This window comes from Brevundimonas aveniformis DSM 17977, from assembly GCF_000428765.1.
GTDB classification, from domain to species: domain Bacteria; phylum Pseudomonadota; class Alphaproteobacteria; order Caulobacterales; family Caulobacteraceae; genus Brevundimonas; species Brevundimonas aveniformis.
In genome coordinates, this window is record NZ_AUAO01000002.1 from 277,542 (window position 1) to 293,246 (window position 15,705).

Sequence of the window (15,705 nt, forward strand, 5' to 3'; positions counted from 1 at the left end):
GAAGGATCAGCCTGCCGCGCCCGCGCGGTGGCCGGCGTCGACCGCCCAGATCTTCTCGATGTTGTAGAAGGCACGAACCTCGGGCCGGAACAGGTGGATGATCAGGTCACCTGCGTCGATGAGAACCCAGTCGCAATGCGGCAGCCCCTCGACGCGCGCACGGCCTTCGCCGGCGTCCTTAAGCGCCCGCAACAGGTGGTCAGCAATAGCCCCGACGTGACGATGGCTGCGACCGGAGGCGACGATCATGGTGTCGGCCATGGAGCTCTTGCCCTTCAGGTCGATCACGACAATGTCCTCGGCCTTGTCGTCTTCCAGCTTTTTGAGAACGATGTCTTCCAGCGGGCCATCCTCAGATCGGACGGCGGGGATCGGCTGGGCCTCCCGCGCGGCGTTGGAAACGGCGGGGGCTTGCGCATCTTGCGCGGACGGGGAAGTCAGTGGAGTGCTCCAGAAGGTCTACTCAAGGGTCGATCCTAGCACGATCAGCCATTGCGGTCATCCCTGCGCGGGCTACACCCCCTTTTCGAAGCGCCAGACCGCCACCGGCATCGGTCATTGCGAGGTTTCGGGGTTCTGGACAATGTCGCCTGTTCCGTCAGACGGTCCTGCCCCTGGCCCAGAGAGCGCCTCGGCTCTCTCGTCGTCGTCGGACCAGCGCGGGTTTCCACGGTGGACGAAAAGGCCGAAATCCACGGCCTTGGATACGGGCGTTCCGGCCCCGCACCGGACGGCTCTGCGGACCGCTGCAGCGCGGCCTGCCAACTCAACACTGTCAAAAGCCCCAAGGCCGCGCTGAACGTTCAGGGCGACCCGACAGACATCATAGGTGGGGCCATGACGGCGGGGATGACGGCCGGTCTGCGAGGCTGAAAACCGTATCGAGCTGGGCGAGATTACGCGGTCGAAGGGACACAGGATTGCTCCACTGTGTACGGCTCTTTTTCGTCATCCTCCGGCGCGCGTAGCGCGACCGGGGGATCCAGGCGGAGCCTTGCCGCCGGCGACCGCCTGTCCGGGCACCCTGGATTCCGCGATCTGCGCCGCCGGGGCGGCTTGTCGGAGGATGACGAAAGGGGACGGCGCTGCGTTGTGGGTGACTACGGCGTCTGAGGTTGGGCCGCCGCCTTGCGGATCGCGGTGGACGACTGGGGGTTCAGCGGGGCGGTCAGATAGACCCATGCCGGGGCGTCCATTTCAGCCAGAACGGGTGCGCGCGACGCGGGCACCCGCCGATCGGCAAAGAAGGTCGAGGTGGGGGCAAAGCGGCTGCCCAGGATCGAGCCGGGCCGGGCGATCACCGCCATCGGCATGAGGCGGGCGATGTCGGTCCAGCCCTTCCAGTGATGGAAGCCCATCAGATTGTCCGAGCCCATCACCCACACGAAATGCACGCCCGGATAGCGCGCCTTGAGCAGCCGTAGGGTGTCGATGGTCCACTGGGTGTGGATACGCGTCTCGACGTCCGAGACAATCATGTCCGGTCCCGGGGCCAGGTCGCGCACCCAGGCCATGCGCTGGGCCAGGGTCGCCGTTTCGGCCGCGGACTTGAGCGGATTTTGCGGCGACACCAGCCAGACCACCTTGTCGAGGCCCAGCCGGATACGGGCCGTCTCGGCCACATGCAGGTGCCCGGAATGCGGGGGATTGAACGAGCCGCCGAACAGACCGACGCGCATGCCGCGCGACAGGTTCAGGCCGTCGCGGAGCGCGCCATGCGCGACCGCGGGCTTGAACGGTGCGGGACCGGCCTGAAACATCAATGCGACCTTATGCTCGCAAGCGCCCTATCACGGCGTCCAGCCGGTGTCGCCCTCATCGGCATCGTCCTCGGCCAGCTCGCCGCGGCTGAGGCGGACCTCGCGCCATGCGGCGCGCAGCAACTCGCGCACGCCCTCGCCGGACACGCCCGAAACTCGCATGGGCGTCCGACCCGCCGCCTCGGCCAGCTCGGCGGCCTTGAGGTCGCGTTCCTCATCGGTCAGGGCGTCGATCTTGTTCAGGGCCAGGATTTCGCCCTTGTCGGCCAGGCCTTCGCCATAGGCAGCCAGCTCCTCGCGGATGGTGCGATAGGCCCCCGCCACGTCATCTTGCGTGGCGTCGACCAGATGGATCAGCACGCCCGAGCGTTCGACGTGGCCGAGAAAGCGGGTGCCCAGACCCGCCCCTTCGCTGGCTCCCTCGATCAGGCCGGGAATGTCGGCGATGACGAACCGCTCGTTGGGGCTGAGGTCGACCACGCCCAGATTCGGGGCAAGGGTGGTGAAGGGATAGTCCGCGATCTTGGGCCGCGCGGCCGACACCGCCGCCAGGAAGGTCGACTTGCCGGCATTGGGCAGACCTACCAGACCGACATCGGCAATCAGCTTGAGTCGGAGCCAGATCCAGGATTCGATCCCCTCCTGGCCGGGATTGGCGTGTTTGGGCGCACGGTTGATCGGCCCCTTGAAGCGGTCGTTGCCCCAGCCGCCGTTGCCGCCCTGGGCCAGCAACACGCGCTTGCCGGCGTGATCCATGTCGGCGATCAGGGTTTCCTTGTCTTCCTCAAGGACCTGTGTGCCGACGGGAACCTTGAGGATGACATCCTTGCCCGCGCCGCCGTGCATGTTGCGACCGCGCCCGTGTTCGCCGGTGCCGGCCTTGAAATGCTGCTGATAGCGATAGTCGATCAAGGTGTTCAGGCCCTCGACCGCCTCGACCCAGACATCGCCGCCGCGCCCGCCGTCGCCGCCGTCGGGCCCGCCGTATTCGATGTACTTTTCGCGTCGAAACGACACGGCTCCACCGCCGCCGTTGCCCGAGCGGATGTAGATCTTGGCTTGGTCCAGAAACTTCATGGGCGGCTTATGGCCCAGGATGACGCGTCAGTCATCCATACGGACGCGACCGCGGCTCTTCTTGACGGTGGCTCGCACCGCCTTGCCGACGAGCCGTCGCTCTTTTGAGGCCTTGGTCGGTTTTGTCGCCTTGCGCGGCTTGGGGCGTTCGTGGGCGCGGTCGACCAGATCCTGCAGCCGTTCGATTGCGTCCTGGCGATTGCGCTCCTGGGTGCGGAACCTCTGGGCGGTGATGACGATGACGCCGTCCTTGGTCGCGCGCGATCCAGCCAGACGCAGAAGCCGGTCGCGCACCTCCTCGCCAAAAAGCGACGATCCAGCCGCGTCGAAACGCAACTGGACCGCCGTTTCTACCTTGTTGACGTTCTGACCGCCGGGCCCACCGGCCCGGAAGAAGCGGAACTCAAGCGCCTCTTCCGGAATAGCCCGGCGTGGACCGGTCACTGCTGAAGCAGACGTCCCGCGACGTAGCAGGGCTCGACCGAGCAGTTGACCAGAGCGATCCGGGCCGTGAACGGACCGTCGCGGCCCGGCGTCACGGTGATGATCGGATAGTCATCGGTGGCGGTGTCTTCACCGATCTGGGTCCCGCTGCCGTCCTCCAGGAAGAGGTCGACGTCGGTACAATCCTGATCGCAGGCCCCTAGGATGACATAGGTTTGGCCACGGCGCAGGGTGCCGAGGTTCCAGCGGTACTCGCCGCCGGCCTGCAGGCCGGTGATGACGTCACGCTGGCCGGCCCGACGCGCGTTCGGGGCCATCTCCTGCTGATAGTGGTCAAGATAGCCGCTCAGCTGATCGGCGAAGCCTTCAATGACGTTGCCGACTTCCTGCATATTCGAGCCACCGCCCGAGCCGGGCGATTGGCCACCGCTTGACCCGTTGCCGCCGTTGTTCGTCGTTGTGCTGTCACCGCCCGAAGAGCCGCCGCCGGCACCCTCATCCGACGGCTTGGCTCCGTTGCCGACCGTCGTGGCACCGCCGCCGCTGTCGCCGCCGCTGCCGGCGGAGCTGTTGTTGGCTGTCCGGCTCGAGCCGCTGGTCGTCGACCCGCTCTCGTTGTCGCCTCCGCCACCCAGGCCGCACGCCGCCAGTGCGAAGGCGCTGAGAATGGCCACGCCTGCGACCATGGTGCTGTTCTTACGCATCGACATCATCTCCCAATCAGATGGATGAACCTTGTTCACTCGGCAGAGTAGACAGGAGATTCGTCGTCTGTCGATGCTCAATTCCGATAGGCGGGCGGTAGGGGGGTCCGTGTCTGGTAACGGTCCCGCAATTCCAGGGCACGCGAATTGAGCGGCTGGCGCCGGCCCTCAATGAATATGGCGGTCGGCTGGCTCAGGGGCTCCAGGGGGTCACCTGTCCAGACCACCACATCTGCCGCCGCGCCGGTCCGAATACCGCCGAAACGCGATTCAAGGCCGAAGATGCGCGCCGGATTGACCGTGATGGCGGCAATGGCGGCCTCATAAGGCAGGCCATGGGCAACGGCATTTCCAGCATTGTAGCGTGTCTCGCGGGCGCGATGTACCGAGCCCTCATTGCCCTTGATGGCAATGACCACACCCGCTGCATGAAGGCGGGCCGCATTCTCCATCGTGGCACCACGCACCTCGAATGACTGGGGCAGGTTGGCCAGCGGATTGATGAGAACCGGCACGCCGGCTGCGGCGATCTCGTCGGCGACGCGCCAACCTTCCTCGGCTCCGTCCAGGATGATGTCGAGGCCTTCTTCCTGAGCCAGGCGCAGGACGTTGCGGATGTCTGCGGCACGGTGGACGCTGATGATCAGAGGCATGCGGCCCTGGGCCACAGGAATCAGGGCCTCCAGGTCGGCGCGCGACAGCATCAGGTCACGCAGGTTGCCGCGGTCATAGGCCGCCCGGTTCGCAGCATAGAGGCGAACTTCGCGCAGGATCTCCCGAAACAGGGTGAACTCGGCACCGCGCGCGCCACCGGCGACGCCGGCGCCGGCATCGCCGAACGGGGCCACCATGGCGATGCGAGGCTGGACCAGAATGTCGGTTCCTTCGGCCAGATGAATAGCCGCGGCCTGTCCGGCGAACAGGCCGGGTGAATGCAGACCCCCCTCACCGACACCGGCGGTGTCGTCTTCATGGACGTGGCCACCGCTGGACCCCGGATGCTGGGGCACGACGATAGCGCGGGTGATCCCCCCCAGGCGCGCTACTGGCAGGGTGAAGCTGTCGGGGTCCAGACCCCACGACAGGTCGAAGGCCGCGCTGAGCGAATTCGAAGACTGTCGCAGGTCGTTGGTGTCCTGAAGGGCCGAGACTTCAATCCCGCCCAGACCGGAATCTACGGCCACAAAGCCGGGCGCAATGACGCCACCGGCGGCGTCGATCACCTCAGCCCCAGCCGGGACGGCCACCGCCGGTCCCACGGCCGCGATGCGACCGTCACGGATGACCACCGTGCCGCGGTCAATCGTGCCGGTTCCGGTCAGGACACGCCCGTTGGTGATGGCGATCGTCTGGGCCAGGGCCGCCGTGGTGGACAGGGCCAGGGTCGCGGCGGCGACAGCCAGGGTCTTGAGCGCACGCATCAGTGGTTCTCCTGTCCGGGCTGGCCCAGCTCGAAGTCGGAGCGGGCCTGATAGGTGGGGTCAAAGCGGTCGTGGACGCGTGCTCCGTCGATGAACACCTGATCAACGCGGGCATAGATCGAGAACGGATTGGCGCTCCAGATCACAACGTCGGCGCGCTTGCCGACCTCCAGGCTTCCGGTCTGGTCGTCGACCCCGATCGCGCGGGCCGCATTCAGGGTGATCCAGCGAATGGCAACCTCTTCGGAGATGTTCAACCCGGCGCGTCGTCCGGCCGACAGAGCCGCTGCGGCTTCCTGGTTCAGCCGTTGGGTCAGGGTCTCATCGTCGGAATGGATCACCGTGCATGCGCCGGCGGCTTCGAGCAGGGCGGCGTTTTCCTCGATGCCGTCCAGGCTCTCCATCTTGAAGCCCCACCAACCGGCCCAGGTCGCCGAACAAATGCCTTCGGCAGCCAGGACATCGGCGATCTTGTAGCTTTCGGACGCGTGATGAAACGTCGTGATCCGGTAGCCGAACTCGCGCGCCAGATCGATCATCAGCATCATCTCGTCGGCGCGGTAGCAGTGGTTCTGTACCAGGATGTCGCCCGACAGGACACCAGCCAGCGTCTCAAGCCTGAGGTCGCGGGTCGGGGGGTCGCCCGCTCCGCCGCCGGCCTCATAGGCCTCCCAGCGGCGACGATAGTTCTGGGCCTCGATCCAGGCGGCGCGATAGCCGGCCATATTGCCCATGCCCGTCGCCGGGCTCTGGTTACGACCGCCATAGACGCGGCTCGGGTTCTCGCCACACGCCATCTTCAGGCCGTAGGGGGCCTCGGGGAACTTCATCCCCTGCATCGAAACCGAGGGCACATTGCGCAGGGTCACCGAACGCCCGCCGAACAGATTGGCTGAGCCGGGCAGGATCTGGAGCGTCGTCACGCCGCCTTCGCGTGCCCGGTTGAAGCCTGGATCTTGCGGCCACACGGAATGTTCGGACCAGACCTGACCCGTATTCGGATTGGTCGCCTCATTGCCGTCCGAGGTCGCCTGGACAGACGGCGACGGATAGACACCCAGATGGCTGTGGGCGTCGATGATGCCGGGAGTTACGAACCGTCCGGTTGCATCCATGCGGCGGGCACCGGCGGGGATCGGGGTATCCGGGCCGCCGATCGCGGCGACCCGTCCGCCGACCAGAACCACCACGCCGTTGTCGATTCGCTGTCCGGTTCCGGTCAGGATGGTGCCCCCGACGATGGCCAGATCCTCGGCGGGTAGCGGGCGATAGGTCGACGGATAGGGATCTTGCAGCCCACGCAGGCCGGGGAGCAGGTCGCTGTTTGTCGTCTGGCTGGAGTTGCCGGGCGATGCCGGGCCTCCCGTCGTGGCACAGCCGCTCAAGGCCATCACGACCGCTGTTGCGGCGACTATCAGCCGTCTCATTACACCCCCCTGGAAGACCTGAGGGGGAATAAAGCGGGCCGGGCCCGCCGGGCCAAGTGAAAACACGGTTAGGCTAGAAGTCGAGCCATGACCTCGGCCTCGTCCAGGCCTTCGATCTCAAGGATCTTGATCCGGGAGGTGGCCCCCGACACCAGGGTGACCTTCGATTTGGAAAGCCCCAGAGCCTTGGCCAGGGTCACGCCCACAGCCGCGTTGGCCTGGCCGTCCGCCGGCGCCGCGCGCACGCGCAGGCGAACCAGGGCGCGGCCGCTTTCATCCCGTTCGACGGCATCGATTCGGTCGGCTCCGCCGCGCGGCGTCACACGGACCCGAACCCGGCAGTTGGTCACCCCAGAATCTGGAACAGGGCCGGAGCGGCGGTATTGTTGAACACCATGCGGATGAACTGAAGCAGCAGCAGCACGATAATCGGGGAAATATCGATCCCGCCCAGCGGCGGAATGATGCGACGGAACGGCTCCATCAGCGGGCGCGTCACTGAATCAAGGAACGTCAGGACGGAATAGACAAAGCGGTTGCGCGTATTGATCACATCGAAGGCCACCAGCCAGCTCAGGATCGCAGAGATGACGATGAACAGGATCATCAACCCGATGATCGAGTTGACCAGCCAGATGATTGCGGCAGCCATGATGAAATCCTCGCGGCGGGTAGGGTGGCCGGAGGCCAGCACGGACGCCGCTTCTAGCGGCTCAGATGCCCGACGCAAACCCCGCGCTTGACTTCGCGGCGCGGCGGCAGCATTAGCCCCGCTCCGTTGGGGCCGTAGCTCAGTTGGTAGAGCGCGTCGTTCGCAATGACGAGGTCAGGGGTTCGACTCCCCTCGGCTCCACCATTTCCTCGAAGAAGAAGATCGATGGACGGCCCGTGCGCCGGGCCGCCCGCCGATGTCAGGCGCGCCGGACGGCGATGTCGGGGCCTTCAGTGGCCAGCATCACATAGCCATTCGCAGCCAGCGGTGTGCTGCGGTCCCCGGCGTACCAGTCCGATGCCGCCTGAAGGTCGAAGCCGTACCAGGCTGCAAGCTCGCGAACCACATTGTCATAGAGCGGCGTATCGGCGCGGCTTTCCGTTCTGACTTCGATGACGGGTGACCCGTCAGCGTCGGTCCGGTTTTGTGGGTCCCCGGTGACGACAAAGACATATTCGATGCCGGCGCACAGGACGGCTGGAGCCGGCGGATCCCCGCGTTCTTCGCTGGTTTCGATGTCGCAACTCAGGCGCGCTTTGTAGCGATCAATTTCCTGGCGCAGTGATGGCCGGAACCCGGGATCGGCGACAGGGCTGGCCTCGGGGCCAGACGGGATGGCCCCAGCCGGAACGCCTTGTTCCGCAGCAGCCGAAGGACCAGACTCGGTTGATGAATCCGTAGAGGCTTGCTGGCAACCGGCGAGGGCCAGACTGGCGACAGTTCCAACCAGAAGAGTAAGGCGCATTGCATCGCTCCATATCGTCTCTCTCCCGGAGACGAGACGTAGGTAACGCCGTTATTCTCAGGTCGGCAATATCTCTTTCACCCGCTCGACCGGTCGGCCCAGAACCACGCCCTTGTCCGAGGCGACGATGGGGCGTTCGACCAGAACCGGGTGTTCGACCATGGCCTTGAGCAGGGCCGCTTCGGCAATGTCGGGGGCCGTCAGCCCGAGATCGTGGGCCAACGGCTCCTTGGCGCGCAGGAAGGTGGATACGGGGACGCCGGCACGGTCTGCCAGTGCCTTGATCTTCTCCGCCGTCCAGCCCGTCTCCTTGTAGAGCACGACCTCCGGCTCGATGCCGGTGCCGCGGATCATTTCCAGGGCCTTGCGCGAGGTGGAGCACTTCGGATTGTGGTAGATGGTCACCTGGCTCACGGTGAGGTCCTTTCGAGGAAGCGGGGTCACACGCCCCAGGTGGTCGGGCCTTCGCCATAGGCTTCGACGGCGGCGAAGAGGGCCCGGATCTCGGCACGCTCGGCTTTGGTGATCTCGGGCTTCCAGACGTCAAAGATCAGCACCACGCGCTCTTCGCCCGAGCGGTTCCACGCCTCGTGGTTGACTGTGTCGTCAAAGGCCCAAGCCTGGCCATAGGCCCAGTCCCGCGTTTCTGAGCCGACGCGGAAGGCGCAGCCTTCAGGGCAGATGACGGGCAGGTGGCAGATCAGTCGCGTGTTCACCAGGCCGCTATGGGGCGGGATATGCGCCCCCGGTGCCAGGCGTGAGAAGAGGATACTGGGTCCGCGTCCGGCGATGTCGGTCAGGGGGGCGTCCTTGAGGGCGGCCATCGTCCTGGGAAAGCGTGCGAGGTTGTCGTGGACCGGTTCGCCGTCCTTGATCAGATAGAAGGCTGACCACTCGGGGTTTTCAAGCATCCCGGCTTGGGCATGGTTCGGGCGATTCTCGCGAAGCTCGACATAGGGGGTGAACAGGCCCGGCTCGGCCATGACGACCAACAATTCGTCACGAACGTCATTTGCCGCAGCCTCCAATTGGTCGAGGAAGGGCGTGTCCTCGCGCGACGCAAACTGGATCTGGGGCAGGCCGGGAAAATAGTAGAAGCGTGGTTCCTGAAGATAGAGCCGGGCCTTGCCGGTCATCAGGTCGACGGACTGGCGAAAGCGGGACGAGGGCTCGGGGATCGTTTCGGCCAAGTACGCGTCGAACCCGCCGGTGAGCTGCTTGACGTATTCTCGGGCCTGAACCAAGGCGGCTTGCAGATCGGGGGCTGCGTTGCCTGGGGCATGACGGATGGCGGTATGAAAAAAGGCTACGGCACTGCGTCGATCCCCCAATGCACGAAAGTGGTCACCCTTAATCAACAGCGCGCGCGCATTTCCAGGATCGAGGCGCAGGGCGGCATCTGCGGCGGCCAGGGCGGCATCGGCGTCGCCCGTCGCCTTGCAGGCATAGGCCTGGGCGACCCAGACCGAGGCATCGCCGTGGCCCGCACCCGTCACCTGTTCGAGCAGGGCCCGGGCTTCGGTGGCCCGTCCGTCCCGCAACGCTGCCAGGGCCCGGCGGGCGAGGGCGGGAAAGTCGGGCGTGGAGGACATGGTCAGCTTTCCTCGTCGAAGCGGGCTTCGATCAGGCCGACGACGGCCTCAAGCGCTGCCTGGGCATCGGGTCCATCAGCGCTGATCTCGACCTGGGACCCAAGGCCGGCTCCCAGCATCAACAGTCCCATGATGGAGCGGGCGTCGACCGACTGACCATCCTTGAATACGTGCACCTCGGCATCGAATTCGGCGACGGCCTTGACCAGTTTGGCAGAGGCCCGTGCGTGTAGGCCGCGCGCATTGCAGATGGTGACGGCGCGGGTCTGGGGGCTCATTTCTCGCCCGCCAGGACATAGGAGGCCACGGAGATGTATTTGCGCCCGGCATCCTGCGCATGGGCGACGCAGGCCTCTAGGTTTTCGCGTTGGCGCAGCGAGCCGAGCTTGATCAGCATCGGCAGGTTCAGTCCAGCGATCACCTCGGCCCCCGTCTGTTCCATCACCGAGATGGCCAGGTTTGAGGGGGTGCCGCCGAACATGTCCGTCAGCAGGATGACGCCGTCGCCTTGCTGAACGGCATTGACGGCGCTGAGAATGTCGCGACGGCGCGCTTCCATGTCGTCATCCGCGCCGATGCAGATCGGCACCACGCCTGTCTGCGGCCCGACGACGTGCTCCATGGCCGACAGGAACTCCCGCGCCAGCCCGCCATGGGTGACGATGACCAGACCGATCATGATCCAACGCAATCCCTAAACGCCCCCGGCCAGAGCGCACAGGGCTCCAGTCGAAAGGACGCTCCATATAGGAAGCTGCTCAGGGTTCCAACCGCGACAGCGCGTCGCGCCCGCAAAGGGCCAGGCGAAGTTTGTCCGGGGCTGAGGGCGCGCGGGCGTCAAGCGTGACAACGGGAACGGCGACCCCTTCGACCACCTCGGACAGGGGGTCGGGTAACCGCTCGGCCGGCTCACCACAGTCTGCAATCAGGCCGAGCCGGGCCAGCGGGCGAAAGGGCACGTCCATCAAACCGATGCCGCGCGCCTCAAGCGCGCCGGCCAGTCGCTCGACCGGGGCGACATAGAGGCTCGCGCCCGAGCGCCAAAGGTGGACCCGATCGTCGGCGATCATCTGCCAGCCACCGCGGCCGAGCAGGCGGAGGGCCAGATCGCTTTTCCCGGCCCCTGAGGGCCCTCGCAGCAGCACTGCCCGCCAACCGGACGCGGTCATCAGCGCAACGGCGGTCGCGTGAATGGTCATACCTGTGGAAACCGCACGATGAAGCGGGCTCCCCTCACTTCGCCATTGGGGTTGCGACGGTTCTCGGCGACGAGCGTGCCGCCATGGGCTTCAACAATCTGGCGGGCAATCGACAGGCCGAGCCCTGAGTTGGAGCCGAAGGCTGCGCCCTTGGGCCGTGAGGTGTAGAATCGCCGAAACACCGTCTCGAGATTCTCGTCGGGAATGCCTGGGCCGTCGTCATCCACGGTGATGACGATGGGGCGTTCGTCGTCTGTCGCGTCGTGGGCCAACGAGATCTGAACCGTCCCATTTACGGGACTAAACGACCGCGCGTTGTCGATCAGGTTGCGGAAGACCTGACCAAAGGGGCCTTCGCGCCCGATCACCCGGACGGGCTGGTCATCGATGCGGTCCAGCACCACGCGAGCCCCCCGATCGTCGTCATAGATGCTGACGACATCGACCAGCAGGCGATCCAGGGCAACGGGGCGGGGTGCATCCCGGGCCAACTCAGCGTCCAACCGCGAGGCATTCGATATGTCCGTGATCAGACGGTCAGCCCGCCAGACGTCGCGTTCAAGCACATCCAGCAGGCGTTTGCGGTCCTTGTCGGATTTCACCAGGCCCAGGGTTTCCACGGCGGAGCGGATCGAGGTCAGCGGGTTTTTGATCTCATGCGAGACATCGGCCGCAAACCGCTCAATGGCCACCATGCGATCATTGAGCGCGGCCGTCATGGTTTCCAGGGCGCGGGCCAGATCACCGATCTCGTCCTTGCGGTCTTCGAGGTCAGGCAGCGAGATGGCACGGGCGCGCTGAAGGCGGACCAGGTCGGCTGCCCGGGCCAGGCGCAACAGAGGCCGCACGACCCAGAAGTAGAGCAAGCCGGCGGTCAGCAACGACACAGCAAAGGCGGCCAGAGCAAAGGGGATCAGGGCGCGCCGCTGGGCCGTCACGATTTCAGAGAAGTCATCGGCTTCCAGGGTCAGCACCCCGACGACGGTGGCCACATGGCGGATGGGGACCGAGACGGACACAACCTGGGCACCGACCTCATTGACGCGCACGCCAGCCTGGGGGGCCCCGGTGAGGGCTGCCTCGACCTCGGCGGCCAGCGCGTTTCGCGCCGCCGTCAGCCGGGTTTCCGCCTGCTCGGGGTTCGGCTCGAGGGGGGGCGGTGCCCCGGCCCCGCGCGCCGGCGGTAGGGCCTCAACCTCGACGGCATCCGAGACGAGATAGGAATCGGCGATCAGGAATCCGTCGATGTCGTACAGGCGGGCCCGTTGGCCGACCGGGATCAGATCCGCGCGCAGAAACTGGGCCGATTCAATCGGATCGATCGAGGGTAACGGCTCCCCTTGCGTCGCACCGAATTCATACAGGACCGTGGCGACCAACTGGGCCTGGGCATTCAGGTACTGAATACGCGCATCGACCAGGCCACGTCGCCATTCGTTCAGCCCGAACATCCCGATCAGCAGAACCGCCAGGGTGATCAGGTTGAGGGCCAGGATCAGCCGCGCCAGACCGGAACCAAACAAGGATCGGATCCGCCCGAAGGTATTTCGACCTGGATGCTCCTCGGCTTCACTCACGATAGCGGTAGCCCACTCCGTAGAGGGTTTCGATGGCGTCGAACTCGGGGTCGACGACGCGGAATTTCTTGCGCATCCGCTTGATGTGGCTGTCGATGGTGCGGTCATCGACATAGACCTGATCGTCGTAGGCGGCGTCCATGAGATTGTCGCGGCTCTTCACGAAGCCAGGGCGCTGAGCCAGGGCCTGCAACAACAGGAACTCCGTCACCGTCAGGCGAACCGGCTTGCCGTCCCAGGTGCTTTCATGCCGGGCCGGGTCCATCGACAGCTTGCCGCGCTTGAGGGCCTTGGCCGATGCATCGCCTTCCGCCGGCTCATCGGCATCCACGCCCCCGGCGCGGCGAAGGATCGCCTTGATCCGCTCCAGCAGCAGCCTCTGGCTGAAAGGCTTGGTCATGTAGTCGTCGGCCCCGAGGTTGAACCCCAGGATCTCGTCGATCTCTTCGTCCTTGGACGTCAGCATGATGATCGGCAGGTTTGATGTCTGGCGGATACGGCGCAGAACCTCCATCCCGTCCATGCGCGGCATCTTTACATCCAGCACGGCCAGATCCGGCGGCTCGTTCTCGAGCGCCTCAAGCCCGGCGGCCCCGTCGTGATAGGCGCGAACGGTGTGGCCGTGGCTCTCGAGAGCCAGCTTGACCGATTCGACGATGTTCTCATCGTCGTCGACGAGCGTGATCACTGCCATGGTTTGGTTGGCTCTCCGTTGGTGGGCCCGCGACGGTTCGCGGCTCCAGACGACAAGATTAGGGCTGGACTGCGTTCAGGCCAAGGCGCGACCTTGCAGGCGCGACAGGAACATTGTCCGAATTGGCATCAGAAGGGCTCCCGTAGCGCGGTTCTGGCGGCTATGATGCCGGTTCGAATGAGGGGGTTTGGTCGTGGGTGATGCCGCCGATCCATACGCGGCGCTCAGCCGCATCTTTGACGGGCGCCGCGCCCTGTTGCTGGAAGATGATTCGGCGCTGGCCGACCATGTAGCCGGAAAGCTGACCCGAGCGGGGTTTAGCGTCGTGGACCGGGCGGTCGATGGCGAGGAAGCTGTCTCCAAGGCGACAACGGCGACCTACGATATCCTGATCCTGGATCGGATCACGGCGGGGCTGGATGGGCTGTCGGCCTTGACGGCCATTCGCGAAGGTAGCGGCCCCAACCGCGAGGCTCCGGCCTTGTTCCTGACGGCCCTCGGCGGCGAACGCCAGAAGGTTGAGGGGCTTTTGGCGGGTGCCGATGACTATGTGGCCAAGCCGGTCGGTGATGAGGAATTGCTGGCGCGTGTGGCGGCTCAACTGCGCCGCGCCCGGATTTCGTCAGGCGACCAGACGTCGGGCGATCTGGTCAATGGACCGTTCAAGCTGTCGCCCGGCGCGCGAACCCTGACCTTCCTGCCTCAGGGCGGTCCGGCACGGGTGCTGGATCTGTCGCCGCTGGAGTTTGCTATTGTCGCCGAGTTGTTCGGCGCGCGCGGACAGCCGGTCACCAAATCAATGTTGTGGGACCGTTGCTGGATCGAATGGAAATTCCTGCCCGACAACTACGTCAACATCATTGATGCGCGGATCTCGGCCCTTCGGCGTCGACTCAAGGAACAGTGCAGCGAGCTTTCCGACAGCCTGCATCCCCTGATCGTGTCGGCCCGCAGCCAGAGCCTGGTCTTCCGCGTGCTGGACAAGTCGGCATGAGGCTGCCGCCAGTCAGCACGACCTGGCTGGCGATGGTCATCGCAATCCTGGCCACCGCGGCCATGGGCGTATCTCTGGCGATAACCCACGGGGCCGTGCGAGCCGAGCAGCGGCAACGGGCGGCCCTGGCGGCATTGAGTGACTTCAATGCCCTGCTGTCCAAGATGGACGGGTTGGGAGCCACCACGCCAGCGATGGAGGAAGCCGCCATCGTCAACTGGCTCAACGTCTTTCAGGGGCGACCGGGCTTGGAATCGGCCGTGGCCGATGCCTGTTCGGGGCGGATCGCCAATTTCGGCGTGCGCTGGCTCGAAGCTCCGGGTCAGCGGACGGCGGGGTTCCGTCCGCTCGGTGAGGCCCGTGCCCGTCCGATGGAGCGGATCGGGCCGAACGTCTTTGTCCTGTCGTTGCCGGCGGGCACCCTGTGTCCGGGGCGTGCTGTCGAGGTGGTGGCCGTGCGGGATTCGGTCGGGCCGATGCGCGTGGTCATTGGCCGCGTGGTCGAGCGGACGGGGCGGGCCTGGGGCGTGGCGGCAATCTCGGTGGCGGCGATGGGGGTGCTGCTGGTCGGGTTCGGCCTGGCTACTGCCGGCTGGTCAAGGGCCCGGATGGTCTCGGGCGTGAAACGGATCAATGCCAGTCTGGAACAGGCTGGCCGCGGCGACTTCGGCGACCCCATTCCGCTCCACGAAATGACGGGCGATCTTCAGGATCTTACGCGGCAGGTCAACGTCACACTCGGGCGGCTTCAAGAACTTCTGGCCTGGTTGCGCGACACGGCTGATCAGGTCGCCCACGATTTTCGCACGCCGCTGGCGCGCGCGCGGGCGCGGCTGGACCGGTTCGGAGAAACCGGCGACGCCGCCCTGGTCGACGAGGCCCGCGGGGATCTCAGGTATCTGACCCAGGCGATGAATGAGGCCCTGGCCCTGCGCGACGGCGAAGCCTGGGCCTTCGAGAGCATTCGGCTCGACAAGGTCTGCCGCGCTGCCATTGAGCTGTACGAGCCCCTCGCGGATCAGCGCAGTATTCGCTTTGAAACCGAATTGTCTCCGGCAGAGACTCTGGGCGTGGCCAGTCTCTTGCAGCGTGCCATCGCAAACCTGGTGGACAATGCCGTGAAATACTCGCCTGATGGTGGCGTCATTCGCCTCAAGACCCACACAAATGGGGAGCAGTCTGAGGTGGTCGTCGCTGATCAGGGACCTGGCATGGACGCTACGGTGGATGAGGTTCCGGCGGATGTGGACAGCCACAGGATGGGGCTGGCGTTCGTGAGGGCCATCGTTCGGCGTCACGGCGGCGAATTAATGATTGCGTCCGGGCCCGAGGGCTCGACGATTACGATGAGGGTTTGAG

19 protein-coding genes and 1 tRNA gene are annotated in these 15,705 nt (G+C 65.6%); 3 read left to right on the plus strand and 17 right to left on the minus strand.

Features of this window, described 5'->3' with window-relative positions:
• Positions 1–6 precede the first annotated feature (6 nt).
• The 9 genes from rsfS to G391_RS0106690 all read right to left on the minus strand — a co-directional run bounded on the left by rsfS (position 7) and on the right by G391_RS0106690 (position 7,485).
• Positions 7–441, minus strand: a complete 435-nt coding sequence (gene rsfS, locus G391_RS0106650; RefSeq protein WP_169719102.1) for a ribosome silencing factor — start codon at positions 439–441, stop codon at positions 7–9.
• A gap of 659 nt (positions 442–1,100) precedes the next feature.
• On the minus strand, positions 1,101–1,760 hold the full coding sequence (locus tag G391_RS0106655; protein ID WP_029086826.1) for a nicotinate-nucleotide adenylyltransferase: 660 nt from the start codon (positions 1,758–1,760) through the stop codon (positions 1,101–1,103).
• A 30-nt stretch (positions 1,761–1,790) separates the two neighbouring features.
• The gene (gene obgE / locus G391_RS0106660) at positions 1,791–2,837 is read right to left on the minus strand and encodes a GTPase ObgE (RefSeq protein ID WP_029086827.1); all 1,047 of its coding nucleotides are present in this window, start codon (positions 2,835–2,837) and stop codon (positions 1,791–1,793) included.
• A gap of 27 nt (positions 2,838–2,864) precedes the next feature.
• Positions 2,865–3,281 (minus strand): alternative ribosome rescue aminoacyl-tRNA hydrolase ArfB, encoded by a 417-nt coding sequence (arfB, locus tag G391_RS0106665; RefSeq protein ID WP_029086828.1) that lies wholly within the window; start codon positions 3,279–3,281, stop codon positions 2,865–2,867.
• A complete protein-coding gene (locus G391_RS15160) occupies positions 3,278–3,985 on the minus strand; it encodes a hypothetical protein (protein ID WP_156893873.1) in 708 nt (235 codons plus the stop codon). The genes arfB and G391_RS15160 overlap by 4 nt, the downstream gene beginning before the upstream one ends.
• A gap of 77 nt (positions 3,986–4,062) precedes the next feature.
• Positions 4,063–5,406, minus strand: coding sequence for an amidohydrolase family protein (locus G391_RS0106675; protein ID WP_029086829.1), 1,344 nt, complete (start codon positions 5,404–5,406; stop codon positions 4,063–4,065).
• On the minus strand, positions 5,406–6,833 hold the full coding sequence (locus tag G391_RS0106680; protein ID WP_035303950.1) for an amidohydrolase: 1,428 nt from the start codon (positions 6,831–6,833) through the stop codon (positions 5,406–5,408). Before G391_RS0106680 ends, G391_RS0106675 begins: the two co-directional genes overlap by 1 nt.
• Before the next feature lie 68 nt (positions 6,834–6,901).
• Complete coding sequence (locus G391_RS0106685; RefSeq protein WP_029086831.1) at positions 6,902–7,183, minus strand: DUF167 family protein; 282 nt, start codon at positions 7,181–7,183, stop codon at positions 6,902–6,904.
• Complete coding sequence (locus G391_RS0106690) at positions 7,180–7,485, minus strand: YggT family protein (protein WP_029086832.1); 306 nt, start codon at positions 7,483–7,485, stop codon at positions 7,180–7,182. The genes G391_RS0106685 and G391_RS0106690 overlap by 4 nt, the downstream gene beginning before the upstream one ends.
• A 128-nt stretch (positions 7,486–7,613) precedes the next feature.
• On the opposite strand from G391_RS0106690, the gene G391_RS0106695 reads away from it, so the two are divergent.
• Positions 7,614–7,689: transfer RNA gene (locus G391_RS0106695), tRNA-Ala, on the plus strand.
• Positions 7,690–7,744: 55 nt separating this feature from the next.
• On the opposite strand, the gene G391_RS0106700 is transcribed toward G391_RS0106695, so the two are convergent.
• The 8 genes from G391_RS0106700 to G391_RS0106735 all read right to left on the minus strand — a co-directional run bounded on the left by G391_RS0106700 (position 7,745) and on the right by G391_RS0106735 (position 13,352).
• Positions 7,745–8,290 (minus strand): hypothetical protein, encoded by a 546-nt coding sequence (locus G391_RS0106700; RefSeq protein ID WP_029086833.1) that lies wholly within the window; start codon positions 8,288–8,290, stop codon positions 7,745–7,747.
• A 57-nt stretch (positions 8,291–8,347) separates the two neighbouring features.
• Positions 8,348–8,704, minus strand: coding sequence for an arsenate reductase (glutaredoxin) (gene arsC / locus G391_RS0106705; RefSeq protein ID WP_029086834.1), 357 nt, complete (start codon positions 8,702–8,704; stop codon positions 8,348–8,350).
• 26 nt (positions 8,705–8,730) lie between these two features.
• Complete coding sequence (locus G391_RS0106710) at positions 8,731–9,882, minus strand: aspartyl/asparaginyl beta-hydroxylase domain-containing protein (RefSeq protein ID WP_029086835.1); 1,152 nt, start codon at positions 9,880–9,882, stop codon at positions 8,731–8,733.
• 2 nt (positions 9,883–9,884) lie between these two features.
• Entirely contained in the window at positions 9,885–10,160 is a 276-nt protein-coding gene (locus tag G391_RS0106715) for an HPr family phosphocarrier protein (RefSeq protein ID WP_029086836.1), read from the minus strand.
• Positions 10,157–10,561, minus strand: a complete 405-nt coding sequence (locus G391_RS0106720) for a PTS sugar transporter subunit IIA (protein ID WP_029086837.1) — start codon at positions 10,559–10,561, stop codon at positions 10,157–10,159. The genes G391_RS0106715 and G391_RS0106720 overlap by 4 nt, the downstream gene beginning before the upstream one ends.
• Before the next feature lie 79 nt (positions 10,562–10,640).
• Positions 10,641–11,081 (minus strand): HPr kinase/phosphorylase, encoded by a 441-nt coding sequence (locus G391_RS0106725; RefSeq protein ID WP_029086838.1) that lies wholly within the window; start codon positions 11,079–11,081, stop codon positions 10,641–10,643.
• Positions 11,078–12,604 (minus strand): ATP-binding protein, encoded by a 1,527-nt coding sequence (locus G391_RS14130; RefSeq protein WP_245572055.1) that lies wholly within the window; start codon positions 12,602–12,604, stop codon positions 11,078–11,080. Before G391_RS14130 ends, G391_RS0106725 begins: the two co-directional genes overlap by 4 nt.
• 46 nt (positions 12,605–12,650) lie before the next feature.
• Positions 12,651–13,352 carry a two-component response regulator ChvI gene (locus G391_RS0106735; protein ID WP_029086839.1) on the minus strand — a complete coding sequence of 234 codons (702 nt, stop codon included), beginning with the start codon at positions 13,350–13,352 and terminating at the stop codon, positions 12,651–12,653.
• A gap of 193 nt (positions 13,353–13,545) precedes the next feature.
• Between G391_RS0106735 and G391_RS14135 the strand changes: the two genes are divergently transcribed.
• Positions 13,546–14,346 (plus strand): response regulator transcription factor, encoded by an 801-nt coding sequence (locus G391_RS14135; RefSeq protein ID WP_169719096.1) that lies wholly within the window; start codon positions 13,546–13,548, stop codon positions 14,344–14,346.
• On the plus strand, positions 14,343–15,704 hold the full coding sequence (locus tag G391_RS0106745; RefSeq protein ID WP_029086840.1) for a sensor histidine kinase: 1,362 nt from the start codon (positions 14,343–14,345) through the stop codon (positions 15,702–15,704). The genes G391_RS14135 and G391_RS0106745 overlap by 4 nt, the downstream gene beginning before the upstream one ends.
• Position 15,705: the final 1 nt, after the last annotated feature.